This is a genomic window from Streptomyces sp. NPDC042102 (assembly GCF_055582305.1).
This window is the reverse complement of the sequence record NZ_JBVJDL010000009.1, coordinates 108,809-123,116: the sequence shown is the minus strand read 5'-3', so window position 1 is coordinate 123,116 and position 14,308 is coordinate 108,809. Positions and strand designations below refer to the sequence as shown.

The 14,308-nt window shown below is 74.9% G+C and carries 9 protein-coding genes, 1 tRNA gene and 1 pseudogene; 6 read left to right on the top strand and 5 right to left on the bottom strand.

Annotated elements, in window-relative coordinates:
- Positions 1–6: 6 nt before the first annotated feature.
- The 4 genes from tmk to ACZ6KO_RS28395 all read left to right on the top strand — a co-directional run bounded on the left by tmk (position 7) and on the right by ACZ6KO_RS28395 (position 6,556).
- Positions 7–3,327 carry a dTMP kinase gene (tmk, locus tag ACZ6KO_RS28410; RefSeq protein ID WP_469306879.1) on the top strand — a complete coding sequence of 1,107 codons (3,321 nt, stop codon included), beginning with the start codon at positions 7–9 and terminating at the stop codon, positions 3,325–3,327.
- A gap of 98 nt (positions 3,328–3,425) precedes the next feature.
- A complete protein-coding gene (locus tag ACZ6KO_RS28405; protein WP_469306878.1) occupies positions 3,426–4,637 on the top strand; it encodes a DNA polymerase III subunit delta' in 1,212 nt (403 codons plus the stop codon).
- Between the two features lie 136 nt (positions 4,638–4,773).
- Positions 4,774–6,339, top strand: a complete 1,566-nt coding sequence (locus ACZ6KO_RS28400; protein WP_469306877.1) for an alpha/beta hydrolase — start codon at positions 4,774–4,776, stop codon at positions 6,337–6,339.
- Between the two features lie 140 nt (positions 6,340–6,479).
- Positions 6,480–6,556 (top strand) — tRNA-Thr (locus ACZ6KO_RS28395).
- Positions 6,557–6,631: 75 nt separating this feature from the next.
- Here the strand turns inward: ACZ6KO_RS28395 and ACZ6KO_RS28390 are convergent.
- From ACZ6KO_RS28390 to ACZ6KO_RS28370, 5 genes are all read right to left on the bottom strand, one after another.
- Positions 6,632–7,069 (bottom strand): hypothetical protein, encoded by a 438-nt coding sequence (locus tag ACZ6KO_RS28390; protein WP_469306876.1) that lies wholly within the window; start codon positions 7,067–7,069, stop codon positions 6,632–6,634.
- 412 nt (positions 7,070–7,481) lie between these two features.
- A complete protein-coding gene (locus ACZ6KO_RS28385) occupies positions 7,482–8,114 on the bottom strand; it encodes a hypothetical protein (protein WP_469306875.1) in 633 nt (210 codons plus the stop codon).
- A gap of 16 nt (positions 8,115–8,130) precedes the next feature.
- Positions 8,131–10,206: a ThiF family adenylyltransferase gene (locus ACZ6KO_RS28380; protein WP_469306874.1), complete on the bottom strand. Its 2,076-nt coding sequence runs from the start codon at positions 10,204–10,206 to the stop codon at positions 8,131–8,133.
- An 11-nt stretch (positions 10,207–10,217) separates the two neighbouring features.
- A complete protein-coding gene (locus ACZ6KO_RS28375; RefSeq protein WP_469306873.1) occupies positions 10,218–10,796 on the bottom strand; it encodes a hypothetical protein in 579 nt (192 codons plus the stop codon).
- 5 nt (positions 10,797–10,801) lie between these two features.
- A complete protein-coding gene (locus ACZ6KO_RS28370) occupies positions 10,802–12,223 on the bottom strand; it encodes a serine/threonine-protein kinase (protein ID WP_469306872.1) in 1,422 nt (473 codons plus the stop codon).
- Between the two features lie 148 nt (positions 12,224–12,371).
- On the opposite strand from ACZ6KO_RS28370, the pseudogene ACZ6KO_RS28365 reads away from it, so the two are divergent.
- Both ACZ6KO_RS28365 and ACZ6KO_RS28360 read left to right on the top strand, forming a co-directional pair.
- Positions 12,372–12,889 (top strand): annotated as a pseudogene (locus ACZ6KO_RS28365) (SigE family RNA polymerase sigma factor).
- A gap of 93 nt (positions 12,890–12,982) precedes the next feature.
- Positions 12,983–14,248 (top strand): hypothetical protein, encoded by a 1,266-nt coding sequence (locus ACZ6KO_RS28360; RefSeq protein WP_469306871.1) that lies wholly within the window; start codon positions 12,983–12,985, stop codon positions 14,246–14,248.
- Positions 14,249–14,308 lie beyond the last annotated feature (60 nt).

Below are 14,308 nucleotides of genomic sequence, written 5' to 3'. Positions count from 1 at the left end.
GGGCGGATGACGCGAGCCGAGCAGCCAACGGTCGTGACCACCGCGAACCCCACCTACGACGAAGCCCTCGCCGCGGATTCCCGCGAGCGTGCGGTGCGCGCACTCCTGCGCACCCCACGGCTGCGCCGCCTCTGGAGCGCGCAGCTGCTGAGCGGCATCGGCGACGCCCTCGCCCTGCTGGTGCTGGTCCTGCTCGCGCTGCAGGCCGCCGTCGCCGAGCAGGCGTTCGGCGGTGGCTACCGCGGTGCCGCGCTCGCCGTCGCCGCCGTGTTCGGCGTACGCATCCTCGCCACCCTCCTGACCGGCGCGGTGCTCCTCGGCCCGCTGGCCAAGCTCCTCGCGCCCAAGGAGGCCGGCGGCAAGCTCGACCGCCGCTGGACGATGGTCGGCGCCGACGGGGTCCGGCTGGCCCTGTTCGTCGTCGCGCCCCTGTGGCTCGACTGGATCCCCGCGCACGCGCTCGCCGCGCTGCTCGGCACCGTCTTCCTGTCCGGCGTCGCCGAGCGGCTGTGGACCCTGGCCAAGGACTCCGCCGCCCCGGCGCTGCTGCCGGCCCCGCCGCCGGAGGGCGCGACCGTACGGCCGCTGCCCGACCACCTCGACGCCCTGCGCCGCCTGAACCTGCGGACCGGGTTCGCCGCGCTGCCCGCGGCCGCCGCCGTGCTGCTGGCCGCCACCCTCGTCGGCAAGGCCCTCGGCCTCGGCGTCGACTGGTTCGCCCAGAACCAGGCGGCCCTCGGTTCGTACGTGGCCGCCGGCCTCTTCGCCGCCTCCGTCTCGCTGCTGGTGCCGCTCGTCCTGCCCGGCGACAAGACCCCGCGCCCGCGCTCCCCGCTGGAGGGGCTGCGCGCGCCCAGGACGCCCGATGGGGGCCCGGACAAGGGCCGGACCGGCGCCGTCCCGCTGCTCGTGCTGGCCTGCGCCGCCGTCGCCGGAGCCATCGCCTCCGCGGTCGGCGTCGCCGTGCTGCACGCGTACGACCTCGGTGGCGGCCCCGCGACCTTCGCCCTGCTGGTCCTCGCCCTGGCTGGCGGTACCGGCCTCGGCATCCGCGCCACCCAGGCCGGCAAGGTGCTGCCCGCCCTGTCGCGGCGCCGCCTGCTGGCCCTCGCCATCGCGGTGACCGGCCTCGCGCTGCTGCTGGCCGGCCTGGTGCCGGACACGGCCACCGTGCTGTTCCTGTCGCTGCTGGCCGGCACCGCGGCCGGGGTCTCGGCGAACACCGGGCACACCCTGCTGGACCAGGAGACCGAGGAGTTCCGCCGGGCCCGGGTCACCGAGCACCTGCACGCGGTCGTACGGGTCGCGGTCGCGCTCGGCGCGCTCGGCGCCCCGGTGGTGGCGGCCGCGATCGGCCCGCACCGGTTCGGCGGCGGCGGGGTCGTCCTCTCCCACGGCGGCGCGGCGTTCACCCTCATGCTGGTCGGCGCGCTGCTGCTGCCGACCGCCGTCATCGTGCTCACGCGCGGGGACGACCGTGGCGGCGTACCGCTGCGGCGCGACCTGCGCGAGGCGCTGCGCGGCGGCGAGCCGGTGCAGGCGCCGTCCGCGACCGGCTTCTTCATCGCCCTGGAGGGCGGTGACGGCGCCGGCAAGTCCACGCAGGTCCGGGCCCTCGCGGAGTGGATACGGAGCAAGGGCCACGAGGTCGTCGTGACGCGCGAGCCCGGCGCGACGCCGGTGGGCAAGCGGCTGCGCTCGATCCTGCTGGACGTGTCGTCGGCCGGGCTGTCGAACCGCGCCGAGGCCCTGCTGTACGCCGCCGACCGGGCGGAGCACGTGGACACCGTGGTCCGGCCGGCTCTGGAGCGCGGCGCGGTCGTGATCACCGACCGCTACATCGACTCGTCCGTGGCCTACCAGGGCGCGGGCCGTGACCTGTCGCCGACGGAGATCGCCCGGATCTCGCGGTGGGCGACCAGCGGGCTGGTCCCGAACCTGACCGTGCTGCTGGACGTCTCGCCGGAGGCGGCGCGGGAGCGCTTCACCGAGGCGCCGGACCGGCTGGAGTCGGAGCCGGCGGAGTTCCACCAGCGGGTGCGGGCCGGCTTCCTGACGCTCGCGGCCGCCGACCCGGGCCGCTACCTGGTGGTGGACGCCGGGCAGGACCCGGAGTCCGTCACCACGGTCGTACGGCACCGGCTGGACCGGATGCTGCCGCTGTCCGAGGCCGAGGTGGCCGCGGCGGCGGAGGCCCGGCGGCGTGCCGAGGAGGAGGCCCGGCGCAAGGCGGAGGAAGAGGCCGCGCGCAAGGCCGAGGAGGAGCGCCTGCGCGCCGAGGAGGAGGCGCGCAAGGCCCGCGAGGCCGAGGAGGCACGGGTCCGGGCCGAGGCGGAGGCCGCCCGCAAGGCGGAGGAGGAGCGGCTGCGCGCCGAGGAGGAGGCGCGGGCCCGGGCCGAGGCCGAGCGGCTGCGCAAGGAGGCCGAGGAGAAGGCGCGGGCGGCGGAGGCCGAGCGGCTGCGCCGGCAGGCGGAGGAAGAGGCGCGGCTGCGGGCGGAGGCCGAGGAGCGGCGCCGCGAGAAGCAGCGGCGGGCCGAGGAGGCCCTGGTCAAGGCGGAGGAGGCGCGTCGGCTGGCGGAGGCGGCGGCTGCCGCCGCGGCCGCCGCTGCCGCGGCGGCGCAGGCCGCCCCGGCGGCACCGGTTTCGCCGGCTCCCGCCTCCCCTGAGGCGGACGCTTCCGCTGCTTCTGCTGCTCCCGCTGCTTCCGCGACGGCCGGGGCGAAGGCAGACCTGACCAAGGCTCCGGAGCCGGACCGGGGGCGGACCGCCGCCGCGCACCCGACGCCGAGCTGGGCCGGGCCCAAGGCCGACCTGACCAAGGAGCCGCAGCCGCACCCCGACGACGCGCTCACGGTCGAGACGCCCGTGGGCAAGCGGGTCGTCATGCCGGACGACGTCACCCAGCCGATCCCGGTGCCGAAGGCGCCCGCGGCGCCCAAGGAGCCCACGGCGGTGGAGGAGACGGCGGTCCTGCCGCCCGTCCCCGCGGCGCCGGCGGCCCCCGCGGCGCCTGCCGCCCCAGTGGCCGGTCCGGTGACCGGTCCGGCGGACGAGACGGCCGTGCTGCCGCCCGTACGGCCGGGGCAGGACCCCGTTGACCGGGTGCCGCCGGGCATCTTCCGGGACGCCCCCGGCTCCGGCGCCGGGACGGGCAACGACGCCACGCGCGAGCTGCCCGTCCTCGACGAAGAGGGCCGGCCGCGTCCTCGCTCGGACTGGGCGGAGGAGACCCCGCTGGACGACCTGCCGACGCTCGCGGACGAGCTCCTCGGACCGCACCGCGACGAGGACGACGACGAGGGCGGCCGCGGGCGCCGTCGCCGCTGATCCGCGACGCCCCCGGGACGGTTGTCCACAGGCGGTCCGGGCTGTCGGTGGTCCGGGCCACAATGGGGAGCGCACGGAGAAGAAAGGCGGTGGGTGCCATGCCCGTTTGGGACGACCTGGTGGGCCAGGAGCGTGTGCAGACGCAGCTGGCGGCCGCCGCCCGTGACGCGGACGCCCTGGTCACGGCCGCGGAGCACGGGGAGCAGGCACCCGCCGCGTCCAAGATGACGCACGCCTGGCTGTTCACCGGCCCGCCCGGCTCCGGGCGGGCCACCGCCGCCCGGGCCTTCGCCGCGGCCCTGCAGTGCACCAGCCCGGACCGCAAGCTCGGCGCCGACCCGGGCTGCGGGTTCTGCGACGGCTGCCACACCACGCTGGTCGGCACCCACGCGGATGTGGAGATCGTCCGTACGGACCTGCTCTCGATCGGTGTGAAGGAGACCCGCGACCTGGTCCGCCGCGCCCAGCTGTCCCCGGCCGTCGGGCGCTGGCAGGTCATCGTCCTGGAGGACGCCGACCGGCTCACCGAGGGCGCGGGCAACGTGCTGCTGAAGGCCGTGGAGGAGCCCGCCCCCCGCACGGTGTGGCTGCTGTGCGCACCGTCCCTGGAGGACGTGCTGCCCACGATCCGCTCCCGCTGCCGCCACCTGACGCTGCGCACACCGCCGGTGGATGCCGTCGCCGACGTCCTGGTCCGGCGGGACGGCATCGAGCCGGCCGTCGCCGCGGCCGCCGCCCGCGCCACCCAGGGGCACATCGGCCGGGCCCGCCGGCTGGCGACGGACGAGGCGGCCCGTTCCCGCCGGGCCGCCGTGCTGAAGCTGCCGCTGCGCGTGGACGATGTGGGCGCGTGCCTGAAGGCCGCGCAGGAGCTGGTCGACGCCGCCGCCGAGGACGCCAAGCAGGTCGCCGAGGAGATCGACACCAAGGAGACCGAGGAGCTGCGCGCCGCGCTCGGTGCCTCCGCCGGCACGGGCGGCCGGATGCCGCGCGGCACGGCGGGCGTGATGAAGGAGCTGGAGGACCGGCAGAAGCGCCGCCGCACCCGCACCCAGCGCGACAGCCTCGACCTCGCCCTGACCGACCTGACCGGCTTCTACCGGGACGTGCTGGCCCTCCAGCTCGGCTCGGCGGTGGCCATCGCCAACGAGGAGATACGGCCGGACCTCGACCGGGTCGCCCGCGCCGGCGGTCCCGAGCGCACCCTGCGCCGCATCGAGGCGATCATCGCCTGCCGCGAGGCCCTCGACCGCAACGTGGCTCCGCTCCTCGCGGTCGAGGCGATGACGATGGCCCTGCGCCGCGGCTGAGCGGACACCTCACGAGGGTTGACGCGTCACTCGTACGAGGGGGGACCGGCCCCCGCGGGTACGGGGGCGGCGCCACCCCGGGTCCGGTGGCGGGCGATCGACTCGCGTCCCGTGCAGGAAGGCATAGGCTGCGAGGATGGACACCAGCCGCCTGCTGCGTACGACCGGAACCGTGATCGCCGCCGCCGGGCTGCTGTTGTCCGGGTGCGCACAGGGCACGTCGGGTTCCAAGGCGGCCGCGTCCCCCGCCGGCCGTGACGGCGCGGCCGGCGTCGCACCGCCCGCCGTTCCGGAGGCGCTGCGCCCGTACTACGCGCAGAAGCTGGCGTGGCGCGACTGCGGTGTCCCCGGCTTCCAGTGCGCCACGATGAAGGCGCCGCTGGACTACGCCAGGCCCGGCGCCGGCCAGGACATCGACCTCGCCGTCGCGCGCCGGGCGGCGACCGGCCCCGGCAAGCGGCTCGGCTCGCTCGTGGTCAACCCCGGCGGACCCGGCGGTTCCGGGGTCGGCTATCTGCAGGCCTACGCGGGCATCGGCTACCCGGCCCCCGTCCGCGCCCGGTACGACATGGTGTCCATCGACCCGCGCGGCGTGGCCCGCAGCACCCCGGTCGAGTGCCTGACGGGGCCGGCCATGGACGCGTACACGCAGGTGGACCAGACCCCGGACAACGCGGCGGAGAAGTCCGATCTGGTGGCGGCGTTCAAGAAGTTCGCGGCGGCCTGCGAGGAGCGCTCGCGGCGGGTCCTGCCGCACGTCTCCACGGCGGATGCGGCCCGTGACCTGGACCTGCTGCGGGCGGTGCTCGGCGACGAGAAGCTGACGTACGTCGGCGCCTCGTACGGCACGTTCCTCGGAGCGACGTACGCGAACCTGTTCCCCGGCCGGGTCGGCCGGCTGGTGCTGGACGGGGCGATGGACCCCTCCCGCCCCGCGCTGGAGCTGAACCGGGACCAGACGGAGGGCTTCGAGACCGCGTTCCGGTCCTTCGCCAAGGACTGCGCCAAGCAGCCCGACTGCCCGCTCGGCCGGGGCACCCCGGAGCAGCTGGCCACCCGCCTGAAGGACTTCTTCCGCAAGCTCGACGCCCAGCCCGTCCCCAGCGGCGACCCGGCCCGCCCGCTGGGCGAGTCGCTGGCCACCACCGGGGCGATCGCGGCGCTGTACGACGAGAGCGCCTGGCCGCAGCTGCGCGAGGCGATCCAGCAGGCGATGGACGGCGACGGGGCCGGGCTGCTGGGGCTGGCGGACAGCTACTACGAGCGCGAGGCGGACGGTAAGTACGCCAATCTGATGTACGCGAACGCGGCCGTGAACTGCCTCGACCAGCCCCCGGCCTTCTCCGGCCCGGAGGCGGTCGAGGCGGCCCTGCCCTCCTTCGAGAAGGCCTCCCCGGTCTTCGGCGCGGGCCTCGCGTGGGCCTCCCTGAACTGCGCGTACTGGCCCGTCAAGGCCACCGGCTCGGCGAAGGAGCTGACCGCGAAGGGGGCCGCGCCGATCGTGGTCGTGGGCACCACCCGCGACCCGGCGACCCCGTACAAGTGGGCCCAGGCCCTGGCCGGCCAGCTCGACTCCGGGGTCCTGCTGACGTACGACGGCGACGGCCACACGGCGTACGGGCGCGGCAGCGACTGCATCGACACGGCGATCAACCGCTACCTGCTGGACGGCACACCCCCGAAGGACGGCAAGAAGTGCTAGCGGGCGCAGGACGGCGGACCCCGCTCCGCGTCGCCGCGCCCACCCCCTCGCAGCCTGGTTCGGGGCACCCTGATTAACCCTGTAGACTTAGCGCCGCTGCTGATGAGAGCCTTCCCCGGAAGATCCCTCTGCAGTGGCGCGCCGCCTTAGCTCAGTTGGCCAGAGCAACGCACTCGTAATGCGTAGGTCTCGGGTTCGAATCCCGAAGGCGGCTCCATCGAAGCCCAGGTCACACCATCCGTGACCTGGGTTTTTTTGTTGTGCTCTCGACGGGGCTCCCGACCCCGTGTGCTCAGCGGCGGGCTGTGCTCATCGGGAGGTTGAGCGTGGCCACCGTGTGGTCGGTGTCCGTGTCGACCAGGTGCACCATGACCGGTGTGCTGCCGGCCGCTCCGACGCGCAGGGCCCGCAGGCGGTAGTGCTCGGTGCGGGTGGTGTCGCGGGCCAGCGGGGTGCCGCCGCGCAGCAGCGCGTTCGGCAGGGAGTCGTTGGCGATGCGCAGGGCGGCCGGGCGCCAGGCGCCGGTCGCCGGGTCCTTGCGTTCCAGGACGAAGCCCGGGCCGGGGCGGGCCGGCTCGGCGGTGCCGCCGCCGAACAGGATCTCCATCTGGAACGTCAGCAGCAGGTGGTCGTAGGCCTGGGTGTTGCCGTTGCGGACGGTGACCGTGAACTCCTGGGCTGCGCCCCCGCGGACGAGCGTGAGCCGGCCGCCCCTGGTCTCGACGGACATCGCGGCCCGGGTGCGGGCCTGGGACGGGGTCGGGGAAGGGGATGGGGGTGGGGTTGTGGTGGTGGTTGTTGTGGGGGTGGGTGAGGTGGGTGGTATCGGGGTGGGGGTGGATACCGGGAGTGGTGTGGGCGTCGTCGGTTCGGGCGACGGGGACGGGGACGAGGTGGCGCGTGGGGGTGCGGGGGTGCTGGAGCAGGCGGTGGTGACCGGCAGGAGCAGGGCCGTGGTGGCTATGGAGGTCAGCAGGGCACGTCTGACGGTCATGGGTGCGGTCCTCCCGCGGTCGGCTGCGCCGCGAACCTAGCAACGCCGCGGGCCGGTGTCGGCGTCGGGGCGGAGACGGTTCGGTCACGGTACGGCGGGATGCGGACATCGGGAGGGGAGGGTGGGCGGGGCGTCGGTCGTTCGGTCTCTATTTGATGCGGATCGCGTACAGCAGGGTCAGGCTCAGCGCCAGCAGGACGGCGGTCAGCGGCCATTGGTGGAGCAGGACCGGGCCGCCCGCGAACAGGAGCGCCGCGCCGTACAGCCCGGCGCAGCCGCCCAGCAGGGCCTGCGCCTCGTCGGGCAGCCGCACGGCCCGCACCAGCAGGACGAGGGCGACCGCGCACGCCGGGAACAGCCAGGGGTACTCGACCGCCGGACCCTGCCCGAGGACGAAGCGCTGGACCTCGCCGAAGTGTTCCCAGCGCCGCTGGGCGGCGGCGAGCGCGAACGGCTCCTGCCATACGCCGGCGTACTGCGCCGACGTGGTGAACGGCAGCGGCCACTTGACGAGTACCAGGAGCTGCCAGAACAGGACGGCCAGCGCCCCCGCCTGGCCCAGCCGGGCGAAGCCCCCCAGGCCGGCCGCGGACCGGGGCGGGCGCGGCGCGACGTACCTCGGCCGGGGCGCCATGGGGGGCGGCGGCGGGGTTCGGGTGGGTGGTGGCGGCGGGGTTCGGGTGGGGGGTGGCGGTGGGGGCGGTTGCCCGGTGGCGCCCGTGCTCGCCTGGGTGCGGGCGCGCCGGGCCGCGCGCATCGCCTCCGTCTTGTCGTCGGCCATCGTGCGCCCCGTCCTCCTATCGCCGGCCGTGGGCGGCCCGGGAGGACCCCGTCCGCCGTCGTTCCGCCAGGGCCTGCTTCTGGGCCTGCGTGATCTCGGAGTCGTCGCCCGTCCCGGCGTAGTCGCCCGGGTCGCTGCGCAGTGCCGGGTTCCCGCACACCGCGCAGTCCGGCCGGCTCCCCGTGCGCAGCCACACGCTCTGGAAGGCGTGCTGGCCGGGCACCCCGTCGAGGATCATCGGGAAGAACCAGTGGTCCGGTTCCATGCCGAACTGGACCATGGACAGCCCCTCCCGCAGCGGCATGCTCAGGAACCCGCCGATCCGCTCCGGCCCGTCCGGCTCGTGCAGCAGCGACAGCACGACCTTCGCGGCGGAGGAGGCCAGGTGCTGGATGTCCGGCAGCAGTCCGGGTACGGCGTACGTCCGGCCCGTGCCGTAGTCCGTACGGGGCTGGTGTCCGAGGTCGCCCAGCCGCTCGCGCACCCCGCCCGTCGCGCAGGACCAGCACGGCGAGCCGGGCGTGGTGAACACGATCTCGCCGCCGGCCGCCCCCTCGTACAGGCCGACGAAGACCGCCGGGCGGCCGACGAAGTAGCTGAGGTGGTTGAGGCGTTGCTGCGCCGCGTTGTCGTCGGTGGCGGCGATCACCAGGTGGGCGCCGGCGATCAGCTGCTGCCAGCTGTGGTTGTCCAGGCGCGCGACCTCGTACGGCCGGACGTCGACCGACAGCTTCCGGTTGATCCGGCGCAGCCGCCGCGCGGTCACCTTGGCCTTGTTGCGGCCGATGTCGCGTACGCCGAACAGTGCGCGCCCGACGTTGGACGCCTCGACCCGGTCGGGGTCCACCAGGGTCAGCCGGCCGATGCCGGAGCGGACCAGGACGTCGGCGAGGTAGCTGCCGACCGAGCCGACGCCGACCAGCAGGACGTGGGCGCCGGCGAGTTCGGGGGAGAGCAGCCCGCCGGTCCGGGCGAACAGGCCGGCGCGGACCGCCCGGCTCCGCCCGATGCCGAGCCGCAGGGCGCGCCGGCGCAGCCATCCGGGCGGGCGCTCGGCCGCGATCGGGCTCGGAGGGTCCGCCGCCGCCCGTACGGCGGGACGGGCGGCCGCGGGAGCGGGGGCGGGGAGTTCTTCTTCCGCCGGGGCCGGGGCCGGGGCCGGGGCCTGGGGTGGTGCCGCCACCGGTTCCTGTTCCCAGCCCTGTTGCCAGTCCTGTTCCAGGTCATGTTCCCGGTCCGGTTCCGGCCGTAGCTCCGGGACGGTCGCCGTCAGCGTGGCCGGCAGGGGGGTGAAGGACGGCTGCGACTGGGTGCGCGGCTCGTGCAGGGCGTGACCCAGGCGTTCCAGTTCCGGTATCCGGTGGTCCCACACCAGTTCCCGTACGCTCACCTCCCGCGCGCCCCGCGACGGTGCCCCCGGGTCGTGCCCCGCCGGGCCCTCCTCCAGCAGCAGGGGCGCGGTCACCGGGAAGTCGGGCGTGACGAACAGGTGCCGCTGGGCCCCGGTGTGCGGGTCCGCAGGCAGCGGGACGCGGACCCCGTCGACGCCGTTCACGCGGTCGGTGACCGGCAGGTCCGGTGTCCAGGGCAGGCCCGCCTGCCGTACGGCCGTGGCCAGCGGGACCACCACCGGCCGCATGGGGTCCAGCCGTACGCCCCGGGCCGCCCAGACGGCGCCGAAGAACGACATCCGCGCCGTGTCCGTGAACAGCTCGTGCGGCCCGCCGGGGGTGTGGACGTCGTGCGTGACGATCGGGGCGATGTAGCGGCCGAGTTCGGAGACGGACTCCAGCGTGCGGCCGTACTCGCGGTGGTCCTGGCTGGACGGGTGGGGCATGCCCAGCGGGTGCGAGTGCACGATGCCCTTGAAGCGCTCGGTGCCGCTCGCCTCCCGCCGGACGATCTCCTCCAGCAGCCAGGACGTGTTGCTGTACTCCACCCGCGTCACGTGCGCGTGCGCGTCGTGGACGAAGGCGGTCAGGACGTCCCGGCCGCGCAGCCCGAGCAGGGCGCCGCCCTGCTCGGGCCGGGTGCGCCCGATGTCCGTCCCCACCTGTTCGATGACGTAGTCGAAGACATGTACGGGCAGCACCGCGGGCGCTCCTACTGGTTGCGGTTGAACGGGAAGGGGTGGCCCATGCGGACGAAGTCCACGCCGAGGGCCCAGGCCGCCGAGCGCGCGTACGCCTCCTGGAGCGTGGGCTGGCCCGATCCCGGGCTGTCGGAGAGGCAGATCTTCCCGCTGTAGTAGAGGTGGACGCCGTGCTGGTCGTGGCCGGGCAGTGATTCCAGTTCCGGTTCGAGCAGCCGGACCTTGTAGTCGGTGCCGTCGAAGTGCGCGCACATCACGTACGTGTTGCCGAAGTCGGTGGTGAGCTCGTACACCCAGCCCTCGGCGCCGGGCGTGCTCTCGTAGTAGGTGCCCGGCGGCATCTTGGTCTCCGCGACCTGGTACTCCTGGGCCAGCCGGGCGGAATGGCCGCCGCCGCCCCGGCGCGCGGCGAAGGTGCTGTGCGGGACCTTGGACAGCGGGGCGTCGCTCTCGCCGCCGGTGCCGAGCCGGACCTTGCCGCCCCGGTCGACGTACACCTGGTCGCGGCCCGCCTGCGGGCCGTCCGTTCTCTTGGCCTGGCTGGCGAAGAAGCTCTCGCGGATGGCGTTGAGGTCGTACATGTCAGGCATGCGCATCATCCCTCGTTCGGTGCCTGCGTGATGAGTTCGTACAGCTGGATGGTCTGGGGGGCGTCCGGGCCGAACGCCTGGCAGTGGTCGGCGTACAGCGCCCGGAACTCGGCGGCGGCCCGCTGCTGTTCGCCCGCGGCCGCCAGCCAGTGGGCCAGGTCGAAGCGGAGCTCGGCCATCTGCGGGTCGGTGGGCTCCAGGGCGCCGGTGAGGGCGGTGCGCAGCTCGCCCAGGTGCTTGGCGGCGGCCGCCGGGTGGCCGGCCTCGCCCAGGTAGCGGGCGAGGTTGAGGGAGCAGGTCAGGGTCAGCGGGTCGAGCGCACCGAGGACCTGGCGGGCGCGGGCGGCCACCGGGGCGAGCCGGTCGGCGGCCGCGGCCGGGTTCTTGGCCGCGTGCAGCGCCTGTGCCAGGTGCAGGGCGACCAGCCAGGCGCCGCGGTGGTCGGCGGGCAGGACGTCGCGGGCCAGTGCGGCCACCTCGATCAGCCGGCGCACCCGCTCGTCGGGGGTGTGGTCGGCGGCCAGGACGGCGTTGCAGCGGTCCTCGACCGCGCCGACCGGGTCGGCGGGCGGCTCGGGCCGGCGGTGGGCGCCGCCGCCGAGCTCCCGCAGGGTGCGGGCCATGCCCCGGGCGTCGGCCGGCCGCTCGCCGGGGTGTTTGGCCAGGAGCCTGGTGACCAGCTGGTCGACGGCCGCCGGCACGTCGGCGCGCAGCGCCCGTACGGAGGGGATCGGCGCGTGGCAGTGGAGGCGGAAGTAGTCGCCGAAGTCCGGGGCCACGTAGGGCTGCTGGCCGGTGAGTAACTCGAACAGCACGCAGCCGACCGAGTAGAGGTCGGTGGCGGGACCGGGCAGCTCCAGCATGAAGCGCTCCGGCGCCATGTAGCCGGGTGTGCCGAGGAGTTGTCCGGTGCCGGTCACGCCCGCCGCGTTGCCGAGATCGCCGACGACCGTGTACGAGCGGGAGATCCCGAAGTCGAGCAGCACCAGCCGCTCCTCCCCGCCCACCTCCCGCACCATGACGTTGCCCGGCTTCACGTCGCGGTGGACCAGGTTCTGGGCGTGCACGGGGACGAGGGCCTCGCACAGCTCGGCGGCCCAGTGCAGGGCCTGGTTCACCGGCATGGAGGCGTCCCGGGGCAGGGCCGCGCCCAGCGTGCGCCCGTCGACGTACTGGGTGATCAGGTACAGGTTCCAGGACCCGTCGATTTCGGCCTCGTCGACGTCGTGGATGCGGACCACGCGCGGATCGTCGATTCCGGCCAGGATCCGGGCTTCCCGCAGGAAGCGCTTGGCGGCGGGTGTGCCGCGGTCCGCCACGTGCAGGAACTTCGCCACGACCGTACGGTCCAGCCGCAGGTCACGGGCCTTCCACACCTCCGCCATGCCGCCGTGGAAACGCTCGAGCAACTCGTACCGGTCCAGCACCAAGCGCCGTGTAGGCGCCGGGTCCGCCCCCCGAAAACCCGACATGCCACAAGGGTGGCACCACACCGGTCATCGGTTCATCGGAATCGTGAAACATTCCGGTACGGCTGCCGCGTCAGTGGGGTGGGACGGACGGTGAGGGGGCCGCATGTGGCACAGGCGCAGGGACGGGTTCCGCGAGTTCGCGGACGGCAGGTCGGGGCAGCTGTTCCGGACGGCATGCCTGCTGACCAGCGGTGACACCCACCTGGCCGAGGACCTGGTGCAGGAGACGCTGGGCCGGATGTACCTGCTGTGGGGGCGGATCCAGCGGATCGACAACCCCGCCGCCTACGCGCAGACCGTGCTCGTACGTGAGTTCCTCACCCACCAGCGCCGCCGGTCGGCGGGCGAACGGCCGATGGGGCGGATTCCGGACACCGGAGCGGAGGGCGGGGGCGGTGGCTCGGATCCGACGCTGCGGCTGACGCTGCTGGAGGCCCTGGGCGGCTGGCACCCAAGGACCGGGCGGTGCTGGTGCTGCGGTACTGGGAGGACCGCAGCATCGAGGAGACCGCCGACGCGATGAACGCCAGCTCGGCGGCGGTACGCACGCGCACCACGCGGGCGCTTGCCCGGCTGCGCGAGCAACTGGGCGGCAGCCTCGCGGAATTCGCGTCGCGCTGATCCCCTTCCTTCTTTCCTTCCATGCTTCCTCCCTTCCTTCATCGCTTGATCTCCCGCCCGCTCCACACCCTCTTTCGAAAGGTCTGGTTCCGCATGTCCCTTGAAGACGAACTCGGCGAAGCCCTCCGGCGTGCGGGGGGCGGCTTCGTGGCGGACCGGCGCGCGCTCGTGGACGCGGGGGAGCGGCGGGGGCGCCGGCTGGTGGCCCGCCGGGCCGTCGCGGTGACCGGGACGCTGCTGGCCATGACGGCGGTGGGCACGGTCGGGGCGTACTCCGGCGGACTGCTCGGCTCCGGCGCGGACGACGCCTCCCGGGTGACCGCCGCGCCGACACCGACCGGCGGGACCGGTGACGCGTCCCGGCGGTCCAGGGTGGGCACGGGGGCGGTGTCCGGCGAGCAGCTGATCGCTGTGCTCAAGGAACTGCTCCCGGGCGGCACGCTGAGCGGGACCGAGGCGCGCGGCACCGGCGAGGAGCCGGGCCCGATGGCGTACGGCGTCTACGACGACGGCAGGGGCAAGGCTGCCGTCAGCGTCGGTCTCTCGCGCACCGATCCCGGGCACGTGAGCGTCGGCCTGGCCGCGGAGTGCCCCGACAAGGAGCTCGCCGACTACGACGACTGCCGCACGGAGACCCTCGCGGACGGCTCCCGGCTGGCGGTCTACCAGGGCTACGAGCACCCCGACCGCCGGGAGCCGACCAAGCTGTGGCGGGCCGTGCTGGCGACCCCGCAGGGCTTCCAGGTCGACGTCTCCGAGTGGAACGCGGCGGCCGAGCGGGGGGCGGCGGTCTCCCGGCCGAACCCGCCGCTGACCCCGGCCCAGTTGAAGGACCTGGTGACCTCGCCGAAGTGGCGCCCGGCGCTGGACGACCTGCCGGCCGCCGCGACGCTCGGCTCGGTTCCGCTGTCGGCGCTGGGCCTGGAGGCCCCCGCGACGGCGGTCCTCGACGAGCAGCTCACGGCGTACGGGATCAAGGTCGGCTCCCGGGACGGCGCGTACAACTACGCGTACGCCGTCCTCGACGACGGCAAGGGCACGTCGCTGGTCCAGGCCGAGGTACAGCCGGGGTTCGTCGAGCCGTCGATCCCCGAGCGGTGGCTCTTCGGCGGACCCGAGGTCACCACGCTGCCGGACGGCATCAAGGTGCGGGTGCGGCAGGGGCCCGGCGAGAAGGGCGGGGCGGGCGTGGTCCGGTGGACCGTGGACACGCTGCGGCCGAACGGCCTGCGGGTGATCGTGGACGGTTTCAACAGCCCGGGCCAGGACAAGGCGGCGACCCGGGCGAAGCCCGCGCTGACCGTCGAACAGCTCAAGGCGATCGCGCTCAGCCCGGCGTGGACCACGCCCACCCGGTAGGCACCGGCGGCCGGTGTGGGGCCGGTGTGGGGCCGGCGTGGCGTCCGGTGCGGTGGCCGG

Excerpts from the sequence above, each read along its gene's own strand:
- tmk (WP_469306879.1), top strand. The coding sequence starts at position 7 with ATGACGCGAGCCGAGCAGCCAACGGTCGTGACCACCGCGAACCCCACC.
- ACZ6KO_RS28405 (WP_469306878.1), top strand. The coding sequence starts at position 3,426 with ATGCCCGTTTGGGACGACCTGGTGGGCCAGGAGCGTGTGCAGACGCAG.
- ACZ6KO_RS28400 (WP_469306877.1), top strand. The coding sequence starts at position 4,774 with ATGGACACCAGCCGCCTGCTGCGTACGACCGGAACCGTGATCGCCGCC.
- ACZ6KO_RS28390 (WP_469306876.1), bottom strand. The coding sequence starts at position 7,069 with ATGTCCGTCGAGACCAGGGGCGGCCGGCTCACGCTCGTCCGCGGGGGC.
- ACZ6KO_RS28385 (WP_469306875.1), bottom strand. The coding sequence starts at position 8,114 with ATGGCCGACGACAAGACGGAGGCGATGCGCGCGGCCCGGCGCGCCCGC.
- ACZ6KO_RS28375 (WP_469306873.1), bottom strand. The coding sequence starts at position 10,796 with ATGCCTGACATGTACGACCTCAACGCCATCCGCGAGAGCTTCTTCGCC.
- ACZ6KO_RS28360 (WP_469306871.1), top strand. The coding sequence starts at position 12,983 with ATGTCCCTTGAAGACGAACTCGGCGAAGCCCTCCGGCGTGCGGGGGGC.